At 69.4% G+C, this 21,956-nt stretch carries 19 protein-coding genes and 1 tRNA gene; 7 read left to right on the forward strand and 13 right to left on the reverse strand.

Annotation, left to right across the window (positions count from 1 at the left end):
* Positions 1-21: 21 nt before the first annotated feature.
* Positions 22-435 carry a TIGR03618 family F420-dependent PPOX class oxidoreductase gene (locus ACIOD1_RS17660; RefSeq protein ID WP_365615735.1) on the forward strand — a complete coding sequence of 138 codons (414 nt, stop codon included), beginning with the start codon at positions 22-24 and terminating at the stop codon, positions 433-435.
* Positions 436-631: 196 nt separating this feature from the next.
* Here ACIOD1_RS17660 and ACIOD1_RS17665 read toward each other — a convergent pair whose 3' ends face one another.
* Positions 632-913: a (2Fe-2S)-binding protein gene (locus ACIOD1_RS17665; protein WP_365616205.1), complete on the reverse strand. Its 282-nt coding sequence runs from the start codon at positions 911-913 to the stop codon at positions 632-634.
* Between the two features lie 356 nt (positions 914-1,269).
* Here ACIOD1_RS17665 and ACIOD1_RS17670 point away from each other — a divergent pair, with 356 nt between their 5' ends.
* A complete protein-coding gene (locus ACIOD1_RS17670) occupies positions 1,270-2,301 on the forward strand; it encodes a helix-turn-helix transcriptional regulator (protein ID WP_365615738.1) in 1,032 nt (343 codons plus the stop codon).
* A gap of 76 nt (positions 2,302-2,377) precedes the next feature.
* Here the strand turns inward: ACIOD1_RS17670 and ACIOD1_RS17675 are convergent, their stop codons facing one another.
* From ACIOD1_RS17675 to dnaK, 4 genes are read right to left on the reverse strand one after another with little or no spacing between them, the layout of a single operon-like run.
* Complete coding sequence (locus ACIOD1_RS17675) at positions 2,378-2,839, reverse strand: heat shock protein transcriptional repressor HspR (protein ID WP_365615741.1); 462 nt, start codon at positions 2,837-2,839, stop codon at positions 2,378-2,380.
* Between the two features lies 1 nt (position 2,840).
* Positions 2,841-4,034 carry a molecular chaperone DnaJ gene (gene dnaJ / locus ACIOD1_RS17680; RefSeq protein WP_365615743.1) on the reverse strand — a complete coding sequence of 398 codons (1,194 nt, stop codon included), beginning with the start codon at positions 4,032-4,034 and terminating at the stop codon, positions 2,841-2,843.
* Between the two features lie 51 nt (positions 4,035-4,085).
* Positions 4,086-4,769 (reverse strand): nucleotide exchange factor GrpE, encoded by a 684-nt coding sequence (gene grpE, locus ACIOD1_RS17685; RefSeq protein ID WP_401903174.1) that lies wholly within the window; start codon positions 4,767-4,769, stop codon positions 4,086-4,088.
* On the reverse strand, positions 4,769-6,616 hold the full coding sequence (gene dnaK / locus ACIOD1_RS17690) for a molecular chaperone DnaK (protein ID WP_365615748.1): 1,848 nt from the start codon (positions 6,614-6,616) through the stop codon (positions 4,769-4,771). The genes grpE and dnaK overlap by 1 nt, the downstream gene beginning before the upstream one ends.
* Before the next feature lie 185 nt (positions 6,617-6,801).
* Here dnaK and ACIOD1_RS17695 point away from each other — a divergent pair, with 185 nt between their 5' ends.
* Together ACIOD1_RS17695 and ACIOD1_RS17700 are read left to right on the forward strand one after the other, a co-directional pair.
* Positions 6,802-7,356 (forward strand): sugar transferase, encoded by a 555-nt coding sequence (locus ACIOD1_RS17695; protein ID WP_365615751.1) that lies wholly within the window; start codon positions 6,802-6,804, stop codon positions 7,354-7,356.
* A gap of 110 nt (positions 7,357-7,466) precedes the next feature.
* Entirely contained in the window at positions 7,467-10,241 is a 2,775-nt protein-coding gene (locus ACIOD1_RS17700) for a heterodisulfide reductase-related iron-sulfur binding cluster (RefSeq protein ID WP_401903177.1), read from the forward strand.
* Between the two features lie 80 nt (positions 10,242-10,321).
* Here ACIOD1_RS17700 and ACIOD1_RS17705 read toward each other — a convergent pair whose 3' ends face one another.
* Positions 10,322-11,386, reverse strand: a complete 1,065-nt coding sequence (locus ACIOD1_RS17705) for a hypothetical protein (RefSeq protein ID WP_401903180.1) — start codon at positions 11,384-11,386, stop codon at positions 10,322-10,324.
* A 236-nt stretch (positions 11,387-11,622) separates the two neighbouring features.
* Here ACIOD1_RS17705 and ACIOD1_RS17710 point away from each other — a divergent pair, with 236 nt between their 5' ends.
* Complete coding sequence (locus ACIOD1_RS17710) at positions 11,623-12,579, forward strand: Yip1 family protein (RefSeq protein WP_365615757.1); 957 nt, start codon at positions 11,623-11,625, stop codon at positions 12,577-12,579.
* Between the two features lie 72 nt (positions 12,580-12,651).
* Here ACIOD1_RS17710 and ACIOD1_RS17715 read toward each other — a convergent pair whose 3' ends face one another.
* Positions 12,652-13,149 carry a phosphoribosyltransferase gene (locus ACIOD1_RS17715; protein ID WP_401903183.1) on the reverse strand — a complete coding sequence of 166 codons (498 nt, stop codon included), beginning with the start codon at positions 13,147-13,149 and terminating at the stop codon, positions 12,652-12,654.
* Positions 13,146-13,733, reverse strand: coding sequence for a dCTP deaminase (gene dcd / locus ACIOD1_RS17720; RefSeq protein ID WP_365615763.1), 588 nt, complete (start codon positions 13,731-13,733; stop codon positions 13,146-13,148). The genes ACIOD1_RS17715 and dcd overlap by 4 nt, the downstream gene beginning before the upstream one ends.
* 480 nt (positions 13,734-14,213) lie before the next feature.
* Here dcd and ACIOD1_RS17725 point away from each other — a divergent pair.
* Positions 14,214-14,284 (forward strand) — tRNA-Gly (locus ACIOD1_RS17725).
* 215 nt (positions 14,285-14,499) lie between these two features.
* On the opposite strand, the gene ACIOD1_RS17730 is transcribed toward ACIOD1_RS17725, so the two are convergent.
* From ACIOD1_RS17730 to ACIOD1_RS17740, 3 genes are read right to left on the reverse strand one after another with little or no spacing between them, the layout of a single operon-like run.
* The gene (locus ACIOD1_RS17730; protein ID WP_401903185.1) at positions 14,500-15,852 is read right to left on the reverse strand and encodes an FAD-dependent oxidoreductase; all 1,353 of its coding nucleotides are present in this window, start codon (positions 15,850-15,852) and stop codon (positions 14,500-14,502) included.
* On the reverse strand, positions 15,849-16,811 hold the full coding sequence (locus ACIOD1_RS17735; RefSeq protein ID WP_401903187.1) for a prenyltransferase: 963 nt from the start codon (positions 16,809-16,811) through the stop codon (positions 15,849-15,851). The genes ACIOD1_RS17730 and ACIOD1_RS17735 overlap by 4 nt, the downstream gene beginning before the upstream one ends.
* Positions 16,812-16,816: 5 nt before the next feature.
* Positions 16,817-17,557 (reverse strand): methyltransferase, encoded by a 741-nt coding sequence (locus tag ACIOD1_RS17740; protein WP_401903190.1) that lies wholly within the window; start codon positions 17,555-17,557, stop codon positions 16,817-16,819.
* 641 nt (positions 17,558-18,198) lie between these two features.
* On the opposite strand from ACIOD1_RS17740, the gene ACIOD1_RS17745 reads away from it, so the two are divergent.
* Complete coding sequence (locus ACIOD1_RS17745; RefSeq protein WP_365615775.1) at positions 18,199-18,648, forward strand: hypothetical protein; 450 nt, start codon at positions 18,199-18,201, stop codon at positions 18,646-18,648.
* 1,068 nt (positions 18,649-19,716) lie between these two features.
* On the opposite strand, the gene ACIOD1_RS17750 is transcribed toward ACIOD1_RS17745, so the two are convergent.
* Positions 19,717-20,715, reverse strand: a complete 999-nt coding sequence (locus ACIOD1_RS17750; protein ID WP_365615778.1) for a sigma-70 family RNA polymerase sigma factor — start codon at positions 20,713-20,715, stop codon at positions 19,717-19,719.
* A gap of 202 nt (positions 20,716-20,917) precedes the next feature.
* Positions 20,918-21,952 carry a hypothetical protein gene (locus tag ACIOD1_RS17755; protein WP_401903193.1) on the reverse strand — a complete coding sequence of 345 codons (1,035 nt, stop codon included), beginning with the start codon at positions 21,950-21,952 and terminating at the stop codon, positions 20,918-20,920.
* Positions 21,953-21,956: the final 4 nt, after the last annotated feature.

The raw sequence follows: 21,956 nt of genomic DNA on the forward strand, positions 1-21,956 counted from the left end.
CGGCGGCTTACGCTTCGGCCCATGTCCCATGACGTACTCAACCCGACGCCCGAGTACCTCGCCTTCTGGCGGGAGCGGCACGTCTGCACCCTGACCACCCCCCGGCCCGACGGCAGCCCGCACGTGGTGCCCGTGGGAGTGACCTACGACCCCGACGCGGGGCTCGCCCGGGTGATCGCCAACCGGCACAGCAAGAAGGTGCGCAACGTCCTGGCGGCGGCCGAGGGGCCCGACGGCGCGGCGCGGGTCGCGGTGTGCCAGATGGAGGGCCGACGCTGGGCCACCCTGGAGGGGCGCGCGGTGGTCCGTACGGACGAGGCCTCGGTGGCCGAGGCGGTCGCGCGCTACGCGGAGCGGTACGGGCGGACCCCGTCGCCCAATCCGGACCGGGTGGTCGTGGAGATCACCCTGGACCGCGCGATGGGCCGGGGCTGACGCGAGGGGCCGTGCCGCCGCCGTGGGTCGCGCCGACGCGACGGGCCGGGGCCGGGCGGACCGGCGGGCCGCAGGTGTTCGCCCGGTTCAACCACCGGACGCGGACATCACAACGGCGCCATCGTGGTCAGGTCCACGATGGCGCCGTTGTGTGGGGGAAGCACCTGAGGCGATCTGCAACGACGGGGGAATCGCTTCAGGCACTGCGGGGGGTGGCGGCGGTGATGTCGGGTTCGAAGAGCTGGTGGTCGCGCTGATCGAGATTGACGAAGACCATCCCGTAGCGCACCTCGCAGCGGACGGGCTGCGGCGCACCCCGGGGACGGCGCAGGCAGCGGTAGGCGCGGACGTCCTCGTCCTCCTCACGCACGACGACGATCGGCTGGCCGAAGAGCGTGACCATCAACGAATCGCCGTTGTAGGGGATGGCGGTCGCGAGATCGATGAACTGCCAGCCGGATCGGTAGGCGGAGGCCATCTCGCGGCGGAAGTCGCGGTCGTCGGGGGTCACGCCGCACCCCCGGTCGGCTCGCTGTGCCAGCCGGTGTCAGCGGGCTCTGCATGCCAGCCGGTGTCCAGGTCCGCAGGCAACGAATGCCAGCCAGTGTCCGCAGCCGATACCGCCTCGGCGCTGCCGACACCCCCGGATCCAACTCCGCCCCCGAATGCCCCATAAGCTACAAGGGCGGAGAAAACAACGGCAAGCGCCGAGCGAAGCATTCTCTTGTACATGGTCGGCTTCGTCCTCACTTGATGGAATCCTCTCCCCCGCGTCTCAGACGATGGCTCATTTGGGCACGTCAATGCCACAGGGACGATGCATCATGTTCTTGCATGTTCAGGACCCTGGGGGGTGGAGATTTGCCGCATATCAGCACACAGCCGACACATCCCCACCTCGTCACCGAACTGTGTGACGAGGGAGCGCGACTTTACGCGACCGCGCTGAGCGCCGGGCGGGTGTCCCGGGCCGATGTCGGGAACGCGCCATGTCTGCTGGAATTCGCGTTGCTGCACCCCGACCCTGATGACGAACAGTCGTTGCGTCCGGTTCCCCCGTCGGTCGCACTCGCGCAACGTCTGCACCCCCTCGAACGGGAGATCCAGGACCGCCGGCAGTACTCGCTCGACCTCGCCGACACCTTCGAGCCGTTCCTCGCCATCAGCGCGCAGACGCCCGCCAGCACCCACGCGATCACCGTACTGGAGGGCCTCGACCGGATCAGCGCCGCGCTCGACCTGGCGTCCGCCGAGTGCCACACGGAGGTGCTGACCGTACAACCGGGCGGCGGCAGGCCCTCCATCTCCCTCACCCAGGCCTTGGAGCGCGACCAGCCGCTCGTCGACCGCGGGGTCAGCATCCGCACCCTGTACCAGCACACCGTGCGGCACAGCCAGGGCACGCTGGCCTACGTGGAACGGATCTCCCAGGGCAAGGTCGAGATCCGCACCCTGGAGGAGCTGATCGAGCGGCTCATCATCTTCGACCGCACGGTGGCCTTCATCCCGGCCCAGGACGACCGCCGGGTGGCCCTGGAACTGCGCCACCCCGGGCTCGTGGACTACCTCATCCGGGTCTTCGAACAGCTGTGGCGGCGCGCCGTGCCGCTGCGCGACGAGGTCACGTACACGCACAAGCCCGACGGGATCTCGGGCGTCCAGCGCTCGATCGCGCAGTTGCTGGTGGAAGGGCACGTGGACGAGGCCATCGCGCGCCGGTTGGGGATGAACGTACGGACCTGCCGCGCGCACATCGCGCGGCTCGCCACCGTCCTGGGCAGCGGCAGCAGGGCCCAGCTGGGCTTCCTGATCGCCCAGTCGGGCATCCTGCACGTCACCGGCCCCGGAGACCTCACGGAGCTGTGAGAGGGCCTCTGGGGCACGTACGAAGGCCCCGCCCGGGAGATCCGGGCGGGGCCTTCGCGCGTGGTCCGTCGGTCCGTCAGTCCATCGGGCGCTTGGGGCGCCAGACGACGAGGGCGTTGCCCGGCTGCGGGGGCTGGTACGGGACCAGGTCGCGCCGGTACGAGGCGTGCACCTGCGCCTCGCGGGCCTGGAGGGCGGCGGCCGCTCCGTCCACAGCTGTGGACAGCTCGGCGACGCGCTGCTGGAGCGCGGCCACCTGGTTCTCCAGTTCGATGATCCGCTTGATCCCGGCCAGATTGATGCCCTCGTCCTGGGACAGCGCCTGCACCGTGCGGAGCAGGTCGATGTCCCGGGCCGAGTAGCGCCGGCCGCGTCCGGCCGTGCGGTCCGGGGAGACCAGGCCGAGGCGGTCGTACTGGCGCAGGGTCTGTGGATGCAGACCGGAGAGCTGGGCGGCCACCGAGATCACGTAGACCGGGGTCTCGTCGGTGAGCTGGTACCCGTGACCCAGACGGGACGAGCGGCGGTGGCCGTCCATGTCATGCTCCCTTCGCGGACTCGAACAGGAGGGCGCGCGGATCCTCGGACTCGGACGCGTCCCGGTACATCTCCAGGGCCTCGCGGGCCTTGTCGGACAGCTCCGTCGGGACCGCCACCTCCACGGTGACGAGCAGGTCGCCGCGGGTGCCGTCCTTGCGGACCGCACCCTTGCCGCGGGCCCGCATCGTGCGACCGCCGGGGGTGCCCGGGGGGAGCTTGAGCGTGACGGAGGGACCGTTCAGCGTCGGGACCTTGATCTCGGCGCCCAGGGCGGCTTCCGCGAAGGTCACCGGGACGGTCACCGTCAGGTTGTCGTCCTTGCGCCCGAACACGGCATGGCTGCCGACGTGCACGACCACGTAGAGGTCGCCCGCCGGGCCGCCGCGCTCGCCCGGAGCGCCCTTGCCGCGCAGTCGGATCCGCTGCCCGTCGGAGACGCCCGCCGGGATGCGGACCTGCATGGTCCGCGAACTGCGGGCGCGCCCGCTGCCCTTGCAGACCTCGCAGGGGTTCTCCGCGATCAGACCGCGGCCCTTGCAGTCCGCGCAGGGGTCGGTCAGCGAGAAGCCGCCGCCGCTGCCGCGGGACACCTGGCCGGTGCCGACGCAGGTCGGGCACACCCTGGGGGTGCCGTTCTTGTCGCCGGTGCCCGCACAGGCCTTGCAGGGGGCCTGCGAGGACATGCGCAGCGGCACGGTCGCCCCGTCCACGGCCTCCGTGAAGGAGAGCGTGACCTCGGACTCGACGTCCTGGCCGCGGCGCGGCTGGGTCCGGGGGCCCGGACCCTGGCCGGCGCCGCGGTTGAACAGGCCGCCGAACACGTCACCGAGACCGCCGCCACCGCCGCCGAAGCCTCCCTGGCCGCCACCCTGCTGGGTGCCGCCGAAGAGGTCGCCGAGGTCGAAGTTGAACGAGCCGCCGCCGCCCCCGCCCGGACCGGGGCGGAAGCCCCCGTTGCCGAACAGGGCGCGGGCCTCGTCGTACTCCTTGCGCTTCTTGGCGTCCCCGAGGACGTCGTTCGCCTCGGAGATCTGCTTGAAGCGCTCCTCGGCCGAGGCGTCGCCCTTGTTGGCGTCCGGGTGGAACTCGCGGGCGAGCTTCCGGTACGCCTTCTTGATCTCGGCCTCGGTGGCGTCCTTCGGGACACCGAGGACCTTGTAGTAGTCCTTCTCGACGAAGTCCTTCGTGCTCATCCCCGGTGGCCCTCCTCTCGTTCTCCTACGTGTACCGCGTCAGTCGGTGCTTCAGCCCTTTTCGGGGGCATCCGTGTCCTTGTCGGACGGCGCGTCGCCGTCCGCGGACTCGGACTTGGCGGCGGGGGCCGCGCCCGGCTGGGGCTCGGCCACCGCGACCCGCGCGGGGCGGATCGTACGCTCGCCGATCCGGTAGCCCGGCTGCAGGATCGCCACGCAGGTCGTCTCGGTGACGTCCGGCGCGTACGAGTGCATCAGGGCCTCGTGGATCGTCGGGTCGAAGGGCTCGCCCTCCTTGCCGAACTGCTGCAGCCCCATCTTGGCGGCGGCGGTCTCCAGCGACTCGGCCACCGACTTGAAGCCGCCGACCAGTTCGCCATGTTCCCGCGCCCGGCCGATGTCGTCCAGGGTCGGGAGCAGCTCCGTCAGGAGGGACGCGACCGCGATCTCCTTGACGGCGATCCGGTCCCGCTCCACGCGACGGCGGTAGTTCTGGTACTCCGCCTGGAGCCGCTGGAGGTCCGCGGTGCGCTCGCCGAGCGCGGTGCGGGCCTGGTCCAGCTGCGCCAGGAGAGCGGTCTCCTGGCCGGCGTTCTGTGCTGCTGCGGAGTCCCCGGCCGGGGACGCGGCCTCCTCCTCGGAGGAGGCTGCGGCCTTCGGCTCGGCGGCATCGTCAGGCGTGCCGTCGGCGGGGACTTCGGGCTTCTCGTCGAAGCCCGGGGTCTCCTCCGACATCAGACAGCGCCACCCTTCGGCTTCTCGTCGTCGACGATCTCGGCGTCGACGACGTCGTCGGCGGCGTCCGCGGCCTGCTGGGCACCCTCGGCGCCGGCGGCACCCTGGGCGGACTGGGCGTCGGCGTAGATGGCCTGGCCCAGCTTCTGGCTGATCGCGCCGAGCTTCTCGGTCGCGGTGCGGATCTCGGCCGCGTCCTCACCCTTGAGCTTGTCCTTCAGCTCGGTGATCGCGGTCTCGACCTCGGTCTTGATCTCGCCCGGGACCTTGTCCGCGTTCTCCGAGAGGAACTTCTCCGTCTGGTAGACGAGCTGCTCACCCTGGTTGCGGGACTCGGCGGCCTCCTTGCGGCGCAGGTCCTCGTCCGCGTACTGCTCCGCCTCCTGGCGCATGCGGTCGACCTCGTCCTTGCCGAGCGAAGAGCCGCCGGTGACGGTCATCTTCTGCTCCTTGCCCGTGCCGAGGTCCTTGGCCGTGACGTGCATGATGCCGTTCGCGTCGATGTCGAAGGAGACCTCGATCTGCGGGATGCCACGGGGGGCCGGCGGCAGGCCGGTCAGCTCGAACATGCCGAGCTTCTTGTTGTACGCCGCGATCTCGCGCTCGCCCTGGTAGACCTGGATCTGCACGGACGGCTGGTTGTCCTCGGCCGTCGTGAAGATCTCCGACCGCTTGGTCGGGATGGTCGTGTTGCGCTCGATGAGCTTGGTCATGATGCCGCCCTTGGTTTCGATACCCAGGGACAGCGGGGTCACGTCGAGGAGCAGGACGTCCTTGACCTCACCCTTGAGCACACCGGCCTGGAGCGTCGCGCCGATGGCGACGACCTCGTCCGGGTTGACGCCCTTGTTGGCGTCCTGACCGCCGGTGAGCTCCTTGACGAGCTCGGCGACGGCCGGCATGCGGGTGGAGCCGCCGACGAGGACCACGTGGTCGATCTCGGACAGGTTGATGCCCGCGTCCTTGATCACGTTGTTGAACGGCGCCTTGCAGCGGTCGAGCAGGTCCGCGGTGAGCTGCTGGAACTGCGAGCGCGTGAGCTTCTCGTCCAGGTGCAGCGGGCCCTCGGCGGAAGCCGTGATGTAGGGCAGGTTGATCGAGGTCTCCGTGGAGGAGGACAGCTCGATCTTCGCCTTCTCGGCGGCCTCGCGCAGACGCTGGAGCGCCATCTTGTCCTTGGCCAGGTCGACGCCGTGACCGTTGGCGAACTGCTTCACCAGGTAGTCGACGACGCGCTGGTCCCAGTCGTCGCCACCGAGGTGGTTGTCACCGTTGGTGGCCTTGACCTCGACGACGCCGTCGCCGATCTCAAGGAGGGACACGTCGAAGGTGCCGCCACCGAGGTCGAAGACGAGGATGGTCTGGTCGTCCTTGTCGAGGCCGTAGGCCAGGGCGGCGGCCGTCGGCTCGTTGACGATGCGCAGGACGTTGAGGCCCGCGATCTCGCCGGCCTCCTTCGTCGCCTGGCGCTCGGAGTCGTTGAAGTAGGCCGGGACGGTGATGACCGCGTCCGTGACCTTCTCGCCCAGGTACGCCTCGGCGTCGCGCTTCAGCTTCTGCAGGATGAAGGCGCTCATCTGCTGCGGGTTGAAGTCCTTGCCATCCAGGTTGATCTTCCAGTCAGTGCCCATGTGGCGCTTGACGGAGCGGATGGTCCGGTCCACGTTCGTGACCGCCTGGCGCTTGGCCACCTCGCCGACGAGGACCTCGCCGTTCTTGGCGAAGGCGACGACGGACGGCGTGGTCCTGGCGCCCTCGGCGTTGGTGATGACGGTGGGCTCGCCGCCTTCCAGAACGCTGACGACGGAGTTAGTGGTGCCCAGGTCGATGCCGACCGCACGTGCCATTTTGATTCCTCCAGCTGACTTGAGTGGAACAGACTCAAGAATGCATGACGTCTGCACGTGCGTCAACAGAGGTGAGTCGAGGGGGCTCAACCTTTAGGCTGCCCTTACGCTCACTGACCGCCGGGCGGGGGACGCCCGCCGCGCGGCGCGCCGGGCCGGTGGCGGCCTTCCGGCACGGTGCTGGCATGCCTCTGACGCTCACCCTCCCCGCCGCCCTCCGGCCGGGGGCGCTCCCGGCCCCGCCGCCGGCCAAGCGGGTGTTCGACCTCGCGGGCGCCCTGGCCCTGCTGACCGTCACGGCCGTCCCGCTGCTGCTGGCCGCCGCCCTGCTGTACGCGACCCTGCGCGCGCGGGTCCTCGTACGGGCGCCGGCGGCGGGGCCGACCGGGGTCCCCTTCCACACCTGGCGGCTGCGCACGGAGGGGGCCGGGCGGGTCGGGGTGGCGGTGAAGCGGTGCGCGCTGGACGGGCTGCCACAACTGCTGAATGTGCTGCGCGGGGAGATGTCCCTGGTCGGGCCGCGTCCCGAAGCACGGACGGATCGACCCGAACGACTGCTCGTACGCCCCGGAATGACCGGATTGTGGCAGGTCAGCGCGCGGTCGGACCTCCCCTGGGAGGAGATGGCCCTCTTGGACCGGCACTATGTGGAGAGCCATTGGCTGGGGATGGATCTCGCGATCCTCGCTCAGACCCCTCGGGCGGCCTACCGACAGCGGTGCCGACCGAGGCATGCCTGAGCGACACAGATCACCGCTCGCCCACCTACATTGCGGCGCGGGAACTGGGTAACCTCAAGCCTTGACTCAATAAGTTACCGCTTAGTAAGTCCCGCCCGAGGAGCCCTCCCATGCAACTCGCCGCGATCATCGTGTCGCTGGTCCTGACCGTGGTCGGCGTCGCGCTGCTCGCCCGAGCCGTGGCCCAGATCTACCGGTTCGTGAAACTCGGCCAACCCGTGCCGGCAGGCAGCCGTACGGACGACCCGAAGGCTCGAACGCTCACCCTGGTCCGGGAGTTCCTCGGCCACAGCCGGATGAACCGCTGGGGCATCGTCGGCTTCGCCCACTGGTTCGTCGCCATCGGCTTCCTGACGCTGCCTCCGACGCTGGCCCAGGCCTACGGCCAGCTCTTCCAGGCGGACTGGACGCTGCCGATCATCGGCGACTTCCTGCCGTTCGAGCTGTACATCGAGTTCATCGGCGTGATGACGATCCTCGGCATCCTGGTGCTGATCGCCATCCGCCTGATCAACCTGCCTTCCCGGGCGGGCCGCAAGTCGCGCTTCACGGGCTCCAAGGCCTGGCAGGCGTACTTCGTCGAGTACATCATCCTGATCATCGGCCTCGCGATCCTGACGCTGCGCGGGCTCGAAGGCGCGATCCACCACGTCGACCACTACGAGCCGGCGTACTTCCTCTCGTACCCGCTGGTCCTGGCCTTCAAGGGCCTCTCGGTCGGCACGCTCCAGACCCTCATCTACTTCACGGCGATGATCAAGATCGGCACCTCGCTGATCTGGATGATCGTCGTCTCGCTCAACACCAACATGGGTGTCGCCTGGCACCGCTTCCTCGGCTTCCCGAACATCTGGTTCAAGCGGAACGCGGACGGCGCGGTCGCGCTCGGCGAGCTCAAGCCGATGACGAGCGGCGGCAAGGAGATCGACTTCGAGGACCCGGGCGAGGACGACGTCTTCGGCGTCTCCCAGGTCGAGCAGTTCTCCTGGAAGGGCATCCTCGACTTCTCCACGTGCACCGAGTGCGGGCGCTGCCAGTCGCAGTGCCCCGCCTGGAACACCGGCAAGCCGCTGTCCCCGAAGCTCCTGATCATGTCGCTGCGCGACCACGCGCACGCCAAGGCCCCGTACCTGCTCGCGGGCGGCGGCAAGGACATGGAGGGCAACGAGAAGGCGACCCCGGAGCAGCTGAAGGACGTACCGGCGGCGGCCCTGGCCGAGGCGGAGCGCCCGCTCATCGGCACCGCCGAGGAGAACGGCGTCATCGACCCGGACGTGCTGTGGTCCTGCACCACCTGCGGCGCGTGCGTCGAGCAGTGCCCGGTCGACATCGAGCACATCGACCACATCGTCGACATGCGCCGCTACCAGGTGATGATCGAGAGCGCGTTCCCGTCCGAGGCGGGCACGATGCTCAAGAACCTGGAGAAGAAGGGCAATCCCTGGGGCCTGGCCAAGAAGGCGCGCGTGGAGTGGACGAAGGAGGTCGACTTCGAGGTCCCGATCATCGGGAAGGACGCGGAGGACCTCTCCGAGTTCGACTACCTGTACTGGGTCGGCTGCGCGGGCGCCCTGGAGGACCGGGCCAAGAAGACCACGAAGGCCTTCGCGGAGCTGCTGAACATGGCGGGCGTCAAGTTCGCGATCATGGGCGGCGACGAGAAGTGCACGGGTGACTCCCCGCGCCGCCTGGGCAACGAGCCGCTGTTCCAGCAGCTCGGCCAGGAGAACGTGGCCATGCTGAACATGGCCTTCGGCGAGGACGACGAGGACCCGGCGACGAAGAAGCCGAAGTCGGCGAAGCGGATCGTCTCGACCTGCCCGCACTGCTTCAACACGATCGCGAACGAGTACCCGCAGCTGGGCGGCGAGTACGAGGTCATCCACCACACGCAGCTGCTCCAGCACCTGATCGACGAGGGCCGCCTCACGCCGGTGACCCCGGTCGACGGCCTGATCACGTACCACGACCCCTGCTACCTGGGCCGGCACAACAAGGTCTACACGCCGCCGCGCGAGATCATGTCGGCCGTGCCGGGGCTGCGCCAGCAGGAGATGCACCGCCACAAGGAGCGGGGCTTCTGCTGTGGCGCGGGTGGCGCGCGGATGTGGATGGAGGAGCGGATCGGCAAGCGCATCAACAACGAGCGCGTCGACGAGGCCCTGTCCCTGAACCCGGACATCGTCTCCACGGCATGCCCCTTCTGCCTCGTCATGCTCACCGACTCGGTGAACGGCAAGAAGAACGACGGCCAGGCGAAGGAGCACGTCCAGGTCGTGGACGTGGCGCAGCTGCTGCTGGAGTCGGTGAAGACCCCGGGCCCGACGGAGGCCGAACTGGCCGAACTGGCCGAGGCGGAGGCGGCGGAAGCCGCGGCGCTGGCGGAGGCGGAGGCGGTGGCGAAGGCGGCTGCCGAGGCTGAGGCGAAGGCGGCTGCGGAGGCGAAGGCCGAGGCTGAGGCCGAGGCGAAGGCAGCTGCGGAAGCCGAGGCCGCCGTGCTCGCGGAGGCGGAGGTCGAGGCTGCTGCCGAGGCTCCTGAGGCGCCCGAGGCCGCCGAGGCCCCCGAGGCCGCGGTGGAGCCGGGGGCCGAGAAGGCGCCCGAGCCCGCCGAGCCCGAGGCCGAGGCCGTCAAGGCAGCGGAGCCGGAGGTGGAGGCGGACGTCGAGCCCGCCGAGAAGCCCGCGGTGGACGCCGAGCCGACCGAGCCGAAGACGGAGGTCCCGGCGCAGCCTGCGGCCGACGCCGAGAAGCCGGAGGCCGGGACCGAGGAGTCCGAGACCGAGGCCAAGGCCAAGGCCGTCAACGGGACCCCGCCGGAGGCCGCCGAGAAGCCGAAGGCGGACGCCGAGCCGAAGCCGGAGCCCGAGCCGGACGCCGCGAAGTAGGGCATCGACCCGACGGGAACGGCCGGTCTCCCCACCAAGGGGGGGCCGGCCGTTCCCGTTCCCGTCAGCGGGACCGCAGGTCAGCCGCGAGCCCGCCCGCGCCGCAGCAGCGCGAAGCCCAGCCCGGCCGCGCCCACCGCGGCCATGCCGCCACCGGCGGCCATCAACACCGGAGTGTCCGTCCGCCCGGCCTCCACGACGCCCTCCGCACCGGCCTTCACGCCGCCCTTCGGGACGATCCGGTCCCGCTGCTCCGCCACCGGCTTCGCGGGCGTCACCTGCGGCGCGGGCACGTGCCCGGGCTTCTCGACCCTCTCGACCTTCGCGGCTTTCGCGGTCTTCTCGACCGTGTACTTCTCGATCAGCCTGCCGTCGGCGAAGTCGTAGACCCAGCTGTCCCCGCCGTTCCTGCCGTCGATGACGACGAACTTCAGGCGCGTGCGGTCCTGGACCAACTTGTACGTCCAACCGTCGTTCATCGCGGTCGGGTTCTTGCGGTCGAGGGTGCCGAGGAGGTTCCCGTTCGGCATGGAGATCTCAACCCGCTCCTCGTGCGGACCGTCGACCAGCTTCGCGATCCGCCCGTCCGGCATGGTGATCCGGACCGAGGTCTCCTTCCCGTCCTCCACCACCGGCTTCGGCTTCGGCTTCGGCTCGGGCTTCGGCTTCTCGACCGGCTCGCCCGTCCCCTCGGTCCACGAGGTCACCGTGCCGTTCGGCTGGAGGACGACGTGGAGGCCGTTGTTCCGGCCGTACGCCGGCTTGCCGTCCTTGCTGACCAGGGTGTCCAGCCTCGTGTCACCGGAGAAGACGTCGGCCTCGAAGTGGTCGTCACCGATCTTGTAGACCTTGGCGACCGACCCGTCGGCGAGCTTCACGGTGGTGACGAACCCGCGCGACTGGACCGGCGGGGTGACCGGCGGGGTGACCGGCGGAGCCGTGGGCCGCACCGAGGGATCGACGGACGGGTCCACCGACGGCTGCACCGCCGGGTCCACCGACGGCTGCTCGACCGCCGGCAGCGCCCCCGGTTCCGGCGCCGCCGGCGAGTCCGCGAAGGCCGCCCCCACCGGGAGGGCCAGAACGGCGGCGGCTCCGGTCAGGACCGCGGCGGTACGAAGGGTCTTACGGCGGGTGCTGCGCATGGCGGGGGGCTCTTTCCGTGCTCGGTCCTGCGTCCATGGGGGCGACACTCACGAAGCTACGGACCCCATCCATACGCATTCCTTCAGCAACGTAACGAACCACCCCAGAACGGCGCGCAGCCGTGTAAATCCCCCACCCTCCCCATCCCCTAGGGGATGTCACAGCTCAGCCGCAAAGGCCGCCCGTTCCGGCGGCCGGGCCACCGGCGCCCCCGGGAGCGGGTACTTTCGATCACGTGGCTGGATTCAGGATCGGACGCGGCCGGGACAACAACCGCACCCCGCAACAACCCCCGCACACCCCGCGGCAGCAGCCGTACGGTCAGCAGCAGCAGCATCAAGCGCCGCCGCAGGCACCGTACGGCCAGCAGCCCTACCCCCAGCAGCAGTGGCCCCAACAGGGCGGCGCCGGGGACCACGGTGAGCCCGAGTACTTCGACCCGTACGGCCAACCACACGGCCAGGGTCACGGGCAGGGTCAGGGTCAGGGACACGGCGGGCACTACCCGCCGCAGGACCCGTACCCCGACCCGCACGGGCCCTCGTACGCGGACAACCCGGGTCACACCCAGGCCTTCTCCATCGGCGAGGACCCCTACAACCAGGGCGGGACCTACCACGCCGGCGCCGCCCCCGCGGCAGCGCCCGTCGGGCCCCGCCTCCACTGGAAGGAGCTCCTGCGCGGCATCGTCATGCGCCCGGGGCCGACCTTCCTGCGGATGCGCGACTACGCCGTGTGGGGTCCGGCGCTGACCGTCACCTTCATCTACGGCATGCTCGCGGTCTTCGGCTTCGACAAGGCCCGCGAGGACGCCATCAAGGCGACCCTCACCCAGGCCATCCCGATCGTCCTCAGCACCGGCGTCGCCTTCGTCATCTGCGGGCTGATCCTGGGCGCGGTCACGCACACCCTGGCCCGCCAGCTCGGTGGCGACGGGGCCTGGCAGCCGACCGTGGGCCTGTCGATGCTGGTCATGTCGATCACCGACGCACCGCGTCTGCTCTTCGCGATCTTCCTGGGCGGCGACAACATGGTCGTCCAGATCCTCGGCTGGGTGACCTGGCTCGCCGCCGGCGCCCTCTTCATGGCGCTGATCAGCAAGTCGCACGACCTGCCGTGGCAGAAGGCGCTCGGCGCCTCGGCCATCCAGCTGATCGCCCTGCTGTCGATCATCAAGCTGGGCACGCTCTAGGCCCGCCCGGCACCACGACGAAGGGGCCCGCCGCGCGATGCGCGGCGGGCCCCTCCTTTCGCGGTCGGGACCTCAGGCGTCGAGGACCTGGCCCTCACGCTTGACGACCGGCGGCTCGACCGACCAGGGGAAGTTGATCCACTCGTCGGTCTTCTTCCACACGTACTCGCACTTCACGAGCGAGTGCGACTTCTCGTAGATCACGGCCGACCGAACCTCGGCGACGTGGCCGAGGCAGAAGTCGTGGACCAGCTTGAGCGTCTTGCCGGTGTCGGCGACGTCGTCGGCGATCAGCACCTTCTTGTCGGTGAAGTCGATCGCCTCGGGGACCGGCGCCAACATGACCGGCATCTCCAACGTGGTGCCCACGCCGGTGTAGAACTCGACGTTCACGAGGTGGATGTTCTTGCAGTCCAGCGCGTACGCCAGCCCGCCCGCCACGAACACGCCGCCGCGGGCGATGCTCAGGATGATGTCGGGCTCGTACCCGTCGTCGGCGATGGTCTGCGCCAGCTCGCGGACGGCGCTCCCGAACCCCTCGTAGGTCAGGTTCTCCCGTGCTTCGCTCATGCCTCGTGCCTCACCTGGGTGCGGTGGAAGTTCTGGAAGGAGCGCGAGGCGGTCGGACCGCGCTGCCCCTGGTACCGGGAGCCGTACCGCTCACTGCCGTACGGGAACTCAGCGGGCGAGCTGAGCCGGAACAGGCACAGCTGGCCGATCTTCATCCCGGGCCACAGCTTGATCGGCAGGGTGGCGAGGTTCGACAGCTCCAGGGTCACGTGGCCCGAGAAACCGGGGTCGATGAACCCGGCGGTCGAATGCGTCACCAGACCCAGTCGGCCGAGGCTGGACTTCCCCTCCAGGCGGGAGGCGATGTCGTCGGGCAGCGAGATGACCTCGTACGTGGACGCCAGCACGAACTCACCCGGGTGCAGGATGAAGGCCTCGTCCCCGTCGGGCTCGACCATGCGCGTCAGGTCGGCCTGCTCGGTGGCGGGGTCGATGTGCGCGTAGCGGTGGTTCTCGAACACCCGGAAGAACCGGTCGAGACGTACATCGATGCTGGAGGGCTGCACCATCGACTCGTCGAACGGGTCAATGCGAACCCGTCCGCTGTCGAGCTCGGCCCGGATGTCTTTGTCGGAGAGAAGCACGTCCCGAGGATACGCAGAGCGCGCGGGCCACCCCCAATCGGAGCCACACCCGCGCGCCCGGCCGATCCGCCCGCCGCCCTACCTCTTGGCGCCGCCCACCGGCACCGCGTGCCGCAGCCGCGCACACCGCGGACACCGCAGCAGCCGACCGGGCCCGATCCGGCCGGCACCGAGATGCTGCAGCGGGAACGAGGCGGTATTGAAAACGTGCCCTTCGGCACAACGGACGACTGTGTGCTCCATCGAGTCCCTTTCCCCAACGAGCCGTACTACGATGAATCGCCACATTAGGGGATGATCGGGACCCACTCCAGCCGCCACTCCCGCAGCCGCCCAGCGCACACGCTACGCCCCCAACTCCCGCACCCACGACCGCCACTGCGCGACGACGAAGACGGGCGACCGGGCGGGCAAATTCACCGCGGGTCGATCATGGGGTACAGTGAGCAACGCTACGGATCCAGGCAACTGGACCGCAATGCGGATGTAGTTTAATGGTAGAACATGAGCTTCCCAAGCTTATAGCGCGGGTTCGATTCCCGTCATCCGCTCTTGCAAGAAGGCCCAGGTCAGCGACCTGGGCCTTCTTCGTTGCCTAGACCCCTCATGCGCCGACGGCATCCGCTCCGTGAAGGTCCAGGCCGCCCTCCAGGACATGCTCGCGTCCGCCTGCGCCGGTCCAGCGGAGCGCCGGAGGCCCAGTCGCTCCGAGAGCGCGCGGCTCGCGTTTCGGAGTGACCAGGAGGGACCCGGGTGAACCCCACGTTCACTGAGGTGCTTGGCAGCCGGGACCTCGAAGGCCCTGCCGTTTGAGCGCTGCAAGAACAACGCGCGGGCGGATGAGCGTGGTGGGCGGATCGCTCAGGCCCGCCACGCGGATCAGGGCGTCCGTGGCAGCTGAGTCGTGTGGTGCCGCACCGTGCAGCCGGGTCACGTATGCGTTGCCCAGACGGGCGGCGAGAGCGCGCACTCCCTTACCTCTGGTGTGCTGCAAATCTCTCGTGGTCGACAGGAACCACGGGCGGTTGACGATCCTGCCGACGTCGCGCACGAAAGCCTGCGAGCTCGGGTCGGTGCCGCGGCCGAGATGGGCTCGCAGGGCCATGACTTCCATCGCGGCCACGGTCATGCCCTGGCTGTAGCTGGGGTTGAGGCTGCACACGGCGTCGCCGAGCACGAGCAGCCGCTCGGGGAAACGGGACAGCCGCTCGTAGCGTCTGCGTACGCTCGCCGGAACGTGGAAGGCGATCGGATCCGTCAGCGGCGTAGCACCGCGAATGCGTTCGTACACCTCGGCGGTGGGCAGAGACCTGCAGAACTCGAGGTATCCGTCCGGGTCGACGGGCGGATGATCACCGAGGATCCCCGTGAGAGACAGGTAGTAGGTGTCGTCGCCGGCGCGGCCGAAGACCGCCCCCCGCGGGTTGGTGCGTGAGGCCAGACACGTAAGGAACTGGGCGCCGTTGAGGGACTTCGGGCTGCGGTACAGGCGCGTGACGTAGGCGAGGCCGATGGCCATGCGGTCCTCAGGCGGCCGTTCGTAGCCCAACTGCTCAAGCCACACGGGCGTGCGCGACCCACGGCCGCAGGTGTCGACGACGAGGTCGGCGCCGAGGCTGAATTCGTCAACGGCCTCTGCGGCTGCTGACCGCAGTCGGACACCGGTCACGCGACCTCGGCACGGGGTGGCCTCCAGTCCGGTCAGCTCGGTCCGCTCCAGGAAGGTGACGCCCGGCAGCGCGACCACCTTGCCGCGGATGTAGTCCTCGAGCACGGGGCGCTGCGTGGTCACCGTCGGCAGACCGGTGCGCGCGGCCCGGAACCGTTCGCCGTTGAAGTACCAGTGCTGCTCGCCCAGGTCTCCCATCGGGAACCGCGCACGTCGCATCTCGTCGAGGATGCCGGGAAACAGTTCCTCGAGGATCATGCAGCCGCGGGCGTGCAGGCCATGGGCGTGACCCGCATGAGGGGTTCCGCGCCGCGGGTCCCGTACGCCGACGACCTTGTCGCGTTCCACGACGATGACCTCGCGGTAGAAGTCGGACAGCACTCTGGCCGCGAGCGTGCCGCTGATGCTGCCGCCGACCACGACGGCCCGGTCGCCGACCGGGCCGTTCATGACGGGTGTCCGACGATCAGCGCGGCGGCGAGGCCTACGGAGCCGAGGTCGATGGAGAGCAGCACCAGGAACCGGGCCGTACGCAATCTCCGCCCGTACACCCCGTACCAGAGTTGGATCAGGTGCAGGACGACGACCGGAGCGGCGAACACGAGCGTGCCGGGCCTCAGCGGCGTCGCGCCGAACAGCACTGCCAGCAGCACCGCGTGCACCGCCACCAGCAGGTGGAGAGCGACGGCGAACCACATCGGGGGCAGTATGACGGCGAGGGTTTTGCGGCCCACGGCTGCGTCGCCGGACCTGTCGGAGGCGTTGCCGTACGACACGACCAGGAGCAGCCACATTCCGAACAGCGCGCCCACCAGCAGGGCCTCACGGCTGACCGTGCCGGCGACGATCCAGTAGGGCATGATCACCGTCCAGGCACCGGTGACCAGGATCACCGATTCAAGCCCCAACGGCCGGTAGCTGAGCTTGATGCCGCACGAGTACTGGACGCCCAGGACCTGTACGGCGAACGCGACCGCGATCGCCAGCACGGGTACCCGCCAGCCCAGAATGCCCGCCCCCACCGGGATGGCGAGGACGCCGACGGTCCCGGTGACGAGGGCGAATCCAACGGCCTGGGGCAGGGACAGCTCACCGGTGATCAGAGGTTTCCTGACCCTCGTCACCCGAGGCCTGCCCCGGTAGTTGTACTCGTCGCTGCCGTTCAAGTACCCGGTGACGTCGTCAGCGGCCGCCGCACTCCACTGCACTGCCAGGGTGCCGACCAGCACACAGGCCAGGGCGAGCAAGTCCTCTCGTCTCGCGTCGCTGAGGAAGCCCTCCGATCGCAGGAGCAGCAGCCCCAGGGCCCAGCCGTAGATGTAGTGGTACATCCGTGCCTTGCCGAGCCTGAGGTAGCTGACGATCCCCGGCCGGGCACGGATCGACGAGGCGACCAGTGGTGCGTACACGGGGATCACGCGGCCTTCGAGCCGCTGGACCGCGTCACCTCGAGGAGCTGGAACGTGACGGGGGCACCTCCCGCGTGGCGGGTCGCCCGCCGACGTTCGGTGATCCGCGCACCGGATGCAGCGACCAGCTCGGTCAGGCGGCCCGCGTCACCGAGGCTGTTGAAACCCAGGAACATCCGGCCCCCGGGCGTCAGTCGCCCCAGCCCCTCACGGAGATACCGGTCGTGCGCGGCGTAGCTGCGGTCGAAGATCGCGCGCTGTACCCCGCGGGTGTAGACGAAATCGTCCGGAGCGAAGATGACATTGGAGTTCCAGAACACCAGGTCGAACTTCTCGTCGGCGGCCACAGCACTGTAGAGGTCGCTTCGCAGGACCCGCAGGCGATCGAGCACTCCATGGCGGGCCGCGTTGAGCTCGGTGTTTCGCACCGCTGTCGGATTGATGTCAACGGCTGTGACCCGTGAGCACCCCTGCAACGCGGCTACCACAGCCGTCACCCCGGCACCGCAGCCCACTTCCAGGAAGGTTCCCCCCACGGGAAACGGCAGCCATTCGGTGAAGAGCACAGTTGACGCGGTGTGGGTCGGAGCGAAGACCTGGGGAAGAAGCTGCCACTGAAGCCCTGCCATCTCGAACTGCCGGGGCCGCGCTTCTTCGCTGTGCAGCTCCACCAGTTGCAGGCCGATCCGAAATGCATTGTCACCGGCCCTCGGCAGGACGGCAGAATCGATTAGAGAATGCGACACCAAATATCCTTCTCATGTGATCACGCAGCGAAGCCTGCCGTAAGAGGCTGGCCGTGACCCTACGCGCCAGCGGAGCGGCGGTCCGCAGCACTGCCGCTCCGCACGCCGGGCGCCACTCATGGCAACTTCCGCCGCCCGGGTGATCATCGACCCTTGTCGGACCCCTCCGCCCGTCGGCACGGGACACGCCGCCGACCGGCTGCGTCACACCCGAACGAATGACACGACCGCGCGTCGCCCCCCACCAACGAGCCCGCCCATCATCACGTCACGTGAACAACCGGCTGTAGCACCGAACAGCGCCCACCGACGGGCACCCCGTTACCGAGAGCGTTCGAGCAGGCAGATCCGGAAGCAGATGTCCTGATGACCCGAATGTTGAATACCGGTCCCCTCGAAACCAATTCACCCATTCGACCCCCCAGATTGAAGCTTCGATCTCCTATGGTGATCACCACCCCCATTCAACGATCGGAGTCCCCTTGCGTCGCCGTTATGCAATTTCTTTGGCCTGCGCCCTACTCACGGTGAGTGCGGCCTCATATGCCCTTGCCGCCGACGTACGGGCCGGCAGCGTCACGGGCGGGACCGTCGACTGCTTCCCCACCGGGGCCCTGACCGCTGTACTCAACGAACGGGGCATGAGCGTCGCGGCCGCGGCCCCCGCCGACGCCCTTCCCGGCGGTGGCGTCCGCTTCGACAAGGTGTCCGGTTCGATGAGCTCGACCTTCCAGGGCAAGCTGGACATGGAAGGCGGCATCTCCCTGGTCGGCAAGGACGGGACTCGGCTCGACGTACTGAAGCCGTCCGGCGAAACCCCGCTAGGTGCTCTGAGCGCGACACCGCAAACGACACGGCCAGGGCAGGCGCCTCAGACGGGAGCACGAGCCGAGGTCGCATACCCCCTGGTGCCCGGAAGCGTCAGTGGCCGTCCCACGAGCCTGACGACTTTCGAGGTCACGGTGGGATCCACGAACTTCGCACTGAAGGAGGCCGGTGCCGCGCGTATCAACGATGCCTTCGGTACCACCCTCACGAAGGATGCCACGTTCATGAAGTGCACAGCCGTCCTCCAGGGCCGCTTGGGCTGACGCACAACCCATCGAGAACGCCCTGGAGCGGGATTCGTCCACGCACGATGACACCCGCAAGGGCACCCGGACCGACGGACGAACGCTCCCGAGGCTCCCACGGCGCGCCGCCGCTCCTCTTTCGCCGGATGCCCATGCCTCGGCGTAGTGGCGGCGCGCCGATCGCCGTACAAGCCCGGACGGCAGCACACCCCCGCTACAACCCCTGGCCTGAGCAGTCCTCTTCGCCACTCTGGGCAGCAGAACAAGTCGCCACTCCCTCGCCCGCAATAGCGGACCCCATGCCCCCGCCCGTTGGCCGACCCTGCCGAAGTCCCGTTGCGACGCGCACGTGCCGTACCCGGACTCCGACGGCGCCGGGGCCGTGGAAGCCGTCCTGACCACATGGCTCTACGGCCGCCAGTCCGACGCGGAATCCCTCGACCCGGTGTTCTGCGACGAGGTGGCCCGTCCCCTGGCCGCCTTCGTACTGCGTGGCGGCAAGCGTCTGCGCGCCTCATTCGCCTGGTGTGGATGGCGTGCCGCGGGCCGACCCGCCGAAGACCCGGGCGCCCGGTCTGCCCTGAAGGTCGCCGCCTCCTCGGAACTGCCGACGTCCGCGAGGGCAAGCCCACCTACCTCGCCGCGATCGCCCTGCAACTCGCCGAACGCACCGGGAGCCGCCATGCGCTACGCGTTCTCCGACGTTCACTCGGCGACCCGCATCTCACCGCAGACGGGCTGGACGAGTACCGGCAGGCGGTGATCCAAGTCGGCGCACGCAGCGCGGTGACCGAATACATCGAAACGCTGGTGATACACAGCGTGATCGACCTTTACCGGGCTCGACTGGACCCTCTCTCCGAAGCCCGGCTCACCCTCCTCTTCCGTGGGGCCACGTCCGACTGTTCGAGGTGATGTCGGACGCGCCGGACGAGGCCTCCTGGCCGGCACCGGGCACACCTGTTAGCCGTGCGGGAGCAATCCCGCACGTCAGCGGCCTACCAGAGTGAGCTGCACACGAGTGGTCCGGGTAGCTCACACCAGCCTTCGGGCCACCACCAAGAAGCGCGTGCCCCCACCGTGCCCTTAGAGGCGGTCAACAGCGGTCAGAAACAGACTCCGGAGGGGGTCCGAGAGAGGCCGACTGGGTCTGTTTGCCCAGGCGTGCTGCCGCCATGCCTCGGTGAGGCGGACGAGGCGGGCGGGGGCGGCAATGCCGCGCACGGCTGCGACCTTGTCTTCGGCGACGTCGAACGTCACGGCGCCCAAGACCTGGCCGCCGAGGACGAAGAGGATCGCGGGGGCGCCGTTGACGACCGCGTAGTGGATGGCGGGCGCGCCGCCGGCGAGCCGCCGCTTGGCGGGCGTGGGCTTGAAGCCGCCCCGCATGACGGCGGCGACGCGCTGCGGAGTGTCGTACCGCAGCAGCTTCTCAGCCAGGCCGGCGCCGTCGGAGAGCGCGATCACGTCGTCGGTGAGCAGCGCCACCAGCCGTTCGGTGCGGCCCGAGGTGGCAGCGGTCAGGAATTCCTCGACGATCCTGCGGGCGGACGCCGGGTCGACTTCGCCGCCGCGGCGGCGCGTGGCGGTGATGCGGGTCCGGGCGCGGTGGAGGTGTTGCTGGCTCGCGGACTCAGTGATGTCGAGGATCTCGGCGATCTCGGCGTGGCCGTAGGAGAACGCCTCGCGCAGGATGTAGACGGCCCGCTCAACGGGTGACAGGCGCTCCATGACGGTCAGCATGGCCAGGGAGACCGATTCGCGCTGCTCGAAGGTGTCGGCTGGGCCGAGCATCGGGTCACCGTCGAGGAGCAGTTCGGGGAACCAGGCACCGGCGGTGCGTTCGCGGCGGGCCTGCGCCGAGCGGAGCCGGTCGAGGCACAGGTTGGTGACGACCTTGGTCAGCCATGCCTCCGGCACCTTGATCTGTTGCCGGTCGGCGGCCTGCCAGTGCATGAACGCTTCCTGCACGACGTCTTGGGCGTCGGCGGCGGAGCCCAGGAACCGGTATGCCAGCGAGGCCAGCCGGTTCCGGCCGGCCTCGAACCGAATGGCGTCGAAGCGATCAGTGGCGGTGCGGTCCATGCGAAGCACCCTAAGTGGTATGGCAGAAGGCTCGCCTCGGGGGCATTGCCCTTGTTTGGGTGGGGTGTTGCACGCTGAGTCGGTGGGGGGAGAGGTCGTTCGTGCCGCGAGGGTCCCGGGTGAGGTCCCTGTTGTGCCCGCGTAGGCGCATCCGTCACGGTCCGGTCGATGGCACGTCTTGAGCCGGCGGGTGCTGTGGGGGTCAGACCGTCGCATGCGTGGCCGGCTGTGCGGCCGTGTCCTCGACAGTGACGGCAGGGCGACGGCGCAGGTTGCCGGCCAGGCACAGCACCGGCCCGAGTATGAGCCACGTCGCCAGTACGGTGGCGGAGCGGGCGGCCCCGTGACCGTCGAAGAAGGCAGTGGAGCGCAGCAGTTGGCCACCGGCCCCGGGCGGAAGCAGTTGGCCGAGGGTGCCGGACCAGCCGGGCAGCATCTCGGGTGCGGTCGCGGTGCCCGACAGGGGGTTGCCGATGAGCATCATGGTGGCGGCGCCGAGGCCGAAGCCGACGTACCCGAGCAGTGACTCAAGACCGAGGATGGTCAGGGAGGTAGCCGCGATGGTCAGGGCGGTGGCGCCGCAGTTTGCCCAGTAGGAGCCGTCGAGTGAGCCGAACCAGAATTGGAGGATCGCCGTCACGGCAAGTCCGCCGGTGACGGCGAAGGCGAGCGCTCCGGTGACGCGGCGGACGCTGCCGCGGACGAGCCTGGTCAACAGCAGGGCGGCGAGCAGGCCGCCCATGACCAGCGGCAGGGCTCCGGCGGCCAGTCCGGAGCCGCGCGGGTCGTCGGCCGGCAGCGGGACGAGGTCGCGGGCGGCGACCGCGGTGCCGGTTCCCTGCGCCTGGCCGAGGCCGGTCGCGATGCTGTTCAAGGTCTGGGCGACGGCGGCGCTTCCGGCGGACGCGGTGATGACCTGCGGGGTGCCGGAGCTGAGGTCGATCGCCCCGTACACCTCGCGGTCACGGATCAGCTGTTCGGCGGCGGCGGTGTCGGCTACCTCGGTGACCTCGAAGCCGTCGGGAAGCCGTTGGTCGAGCACGGACGCGATCTGCTTGACGGCGGGGGCGGGACCGGCGACGGCGATCGGCACGTCATGCACCGATGAGCGTACCGACGGCCAGGCGAAGGCGGTGAGCAGCAGGCTGATGCTCACCGTGAGCAAGGCGACTGCCCTGGCCACGGTCGGCCAGGGTGAGGGCGACGCGTCGACTGCGGGCGCGGCCTGAGTGGACATGCCT

The organism is Streptomyces sp. NPDC088097 (genome assembly GCF_044741845.1).
GTDB lineage: Bacteria > Actinomycetota > Actinomycetes > Streptomycetales > Streptomycetaceae > Streptomyces.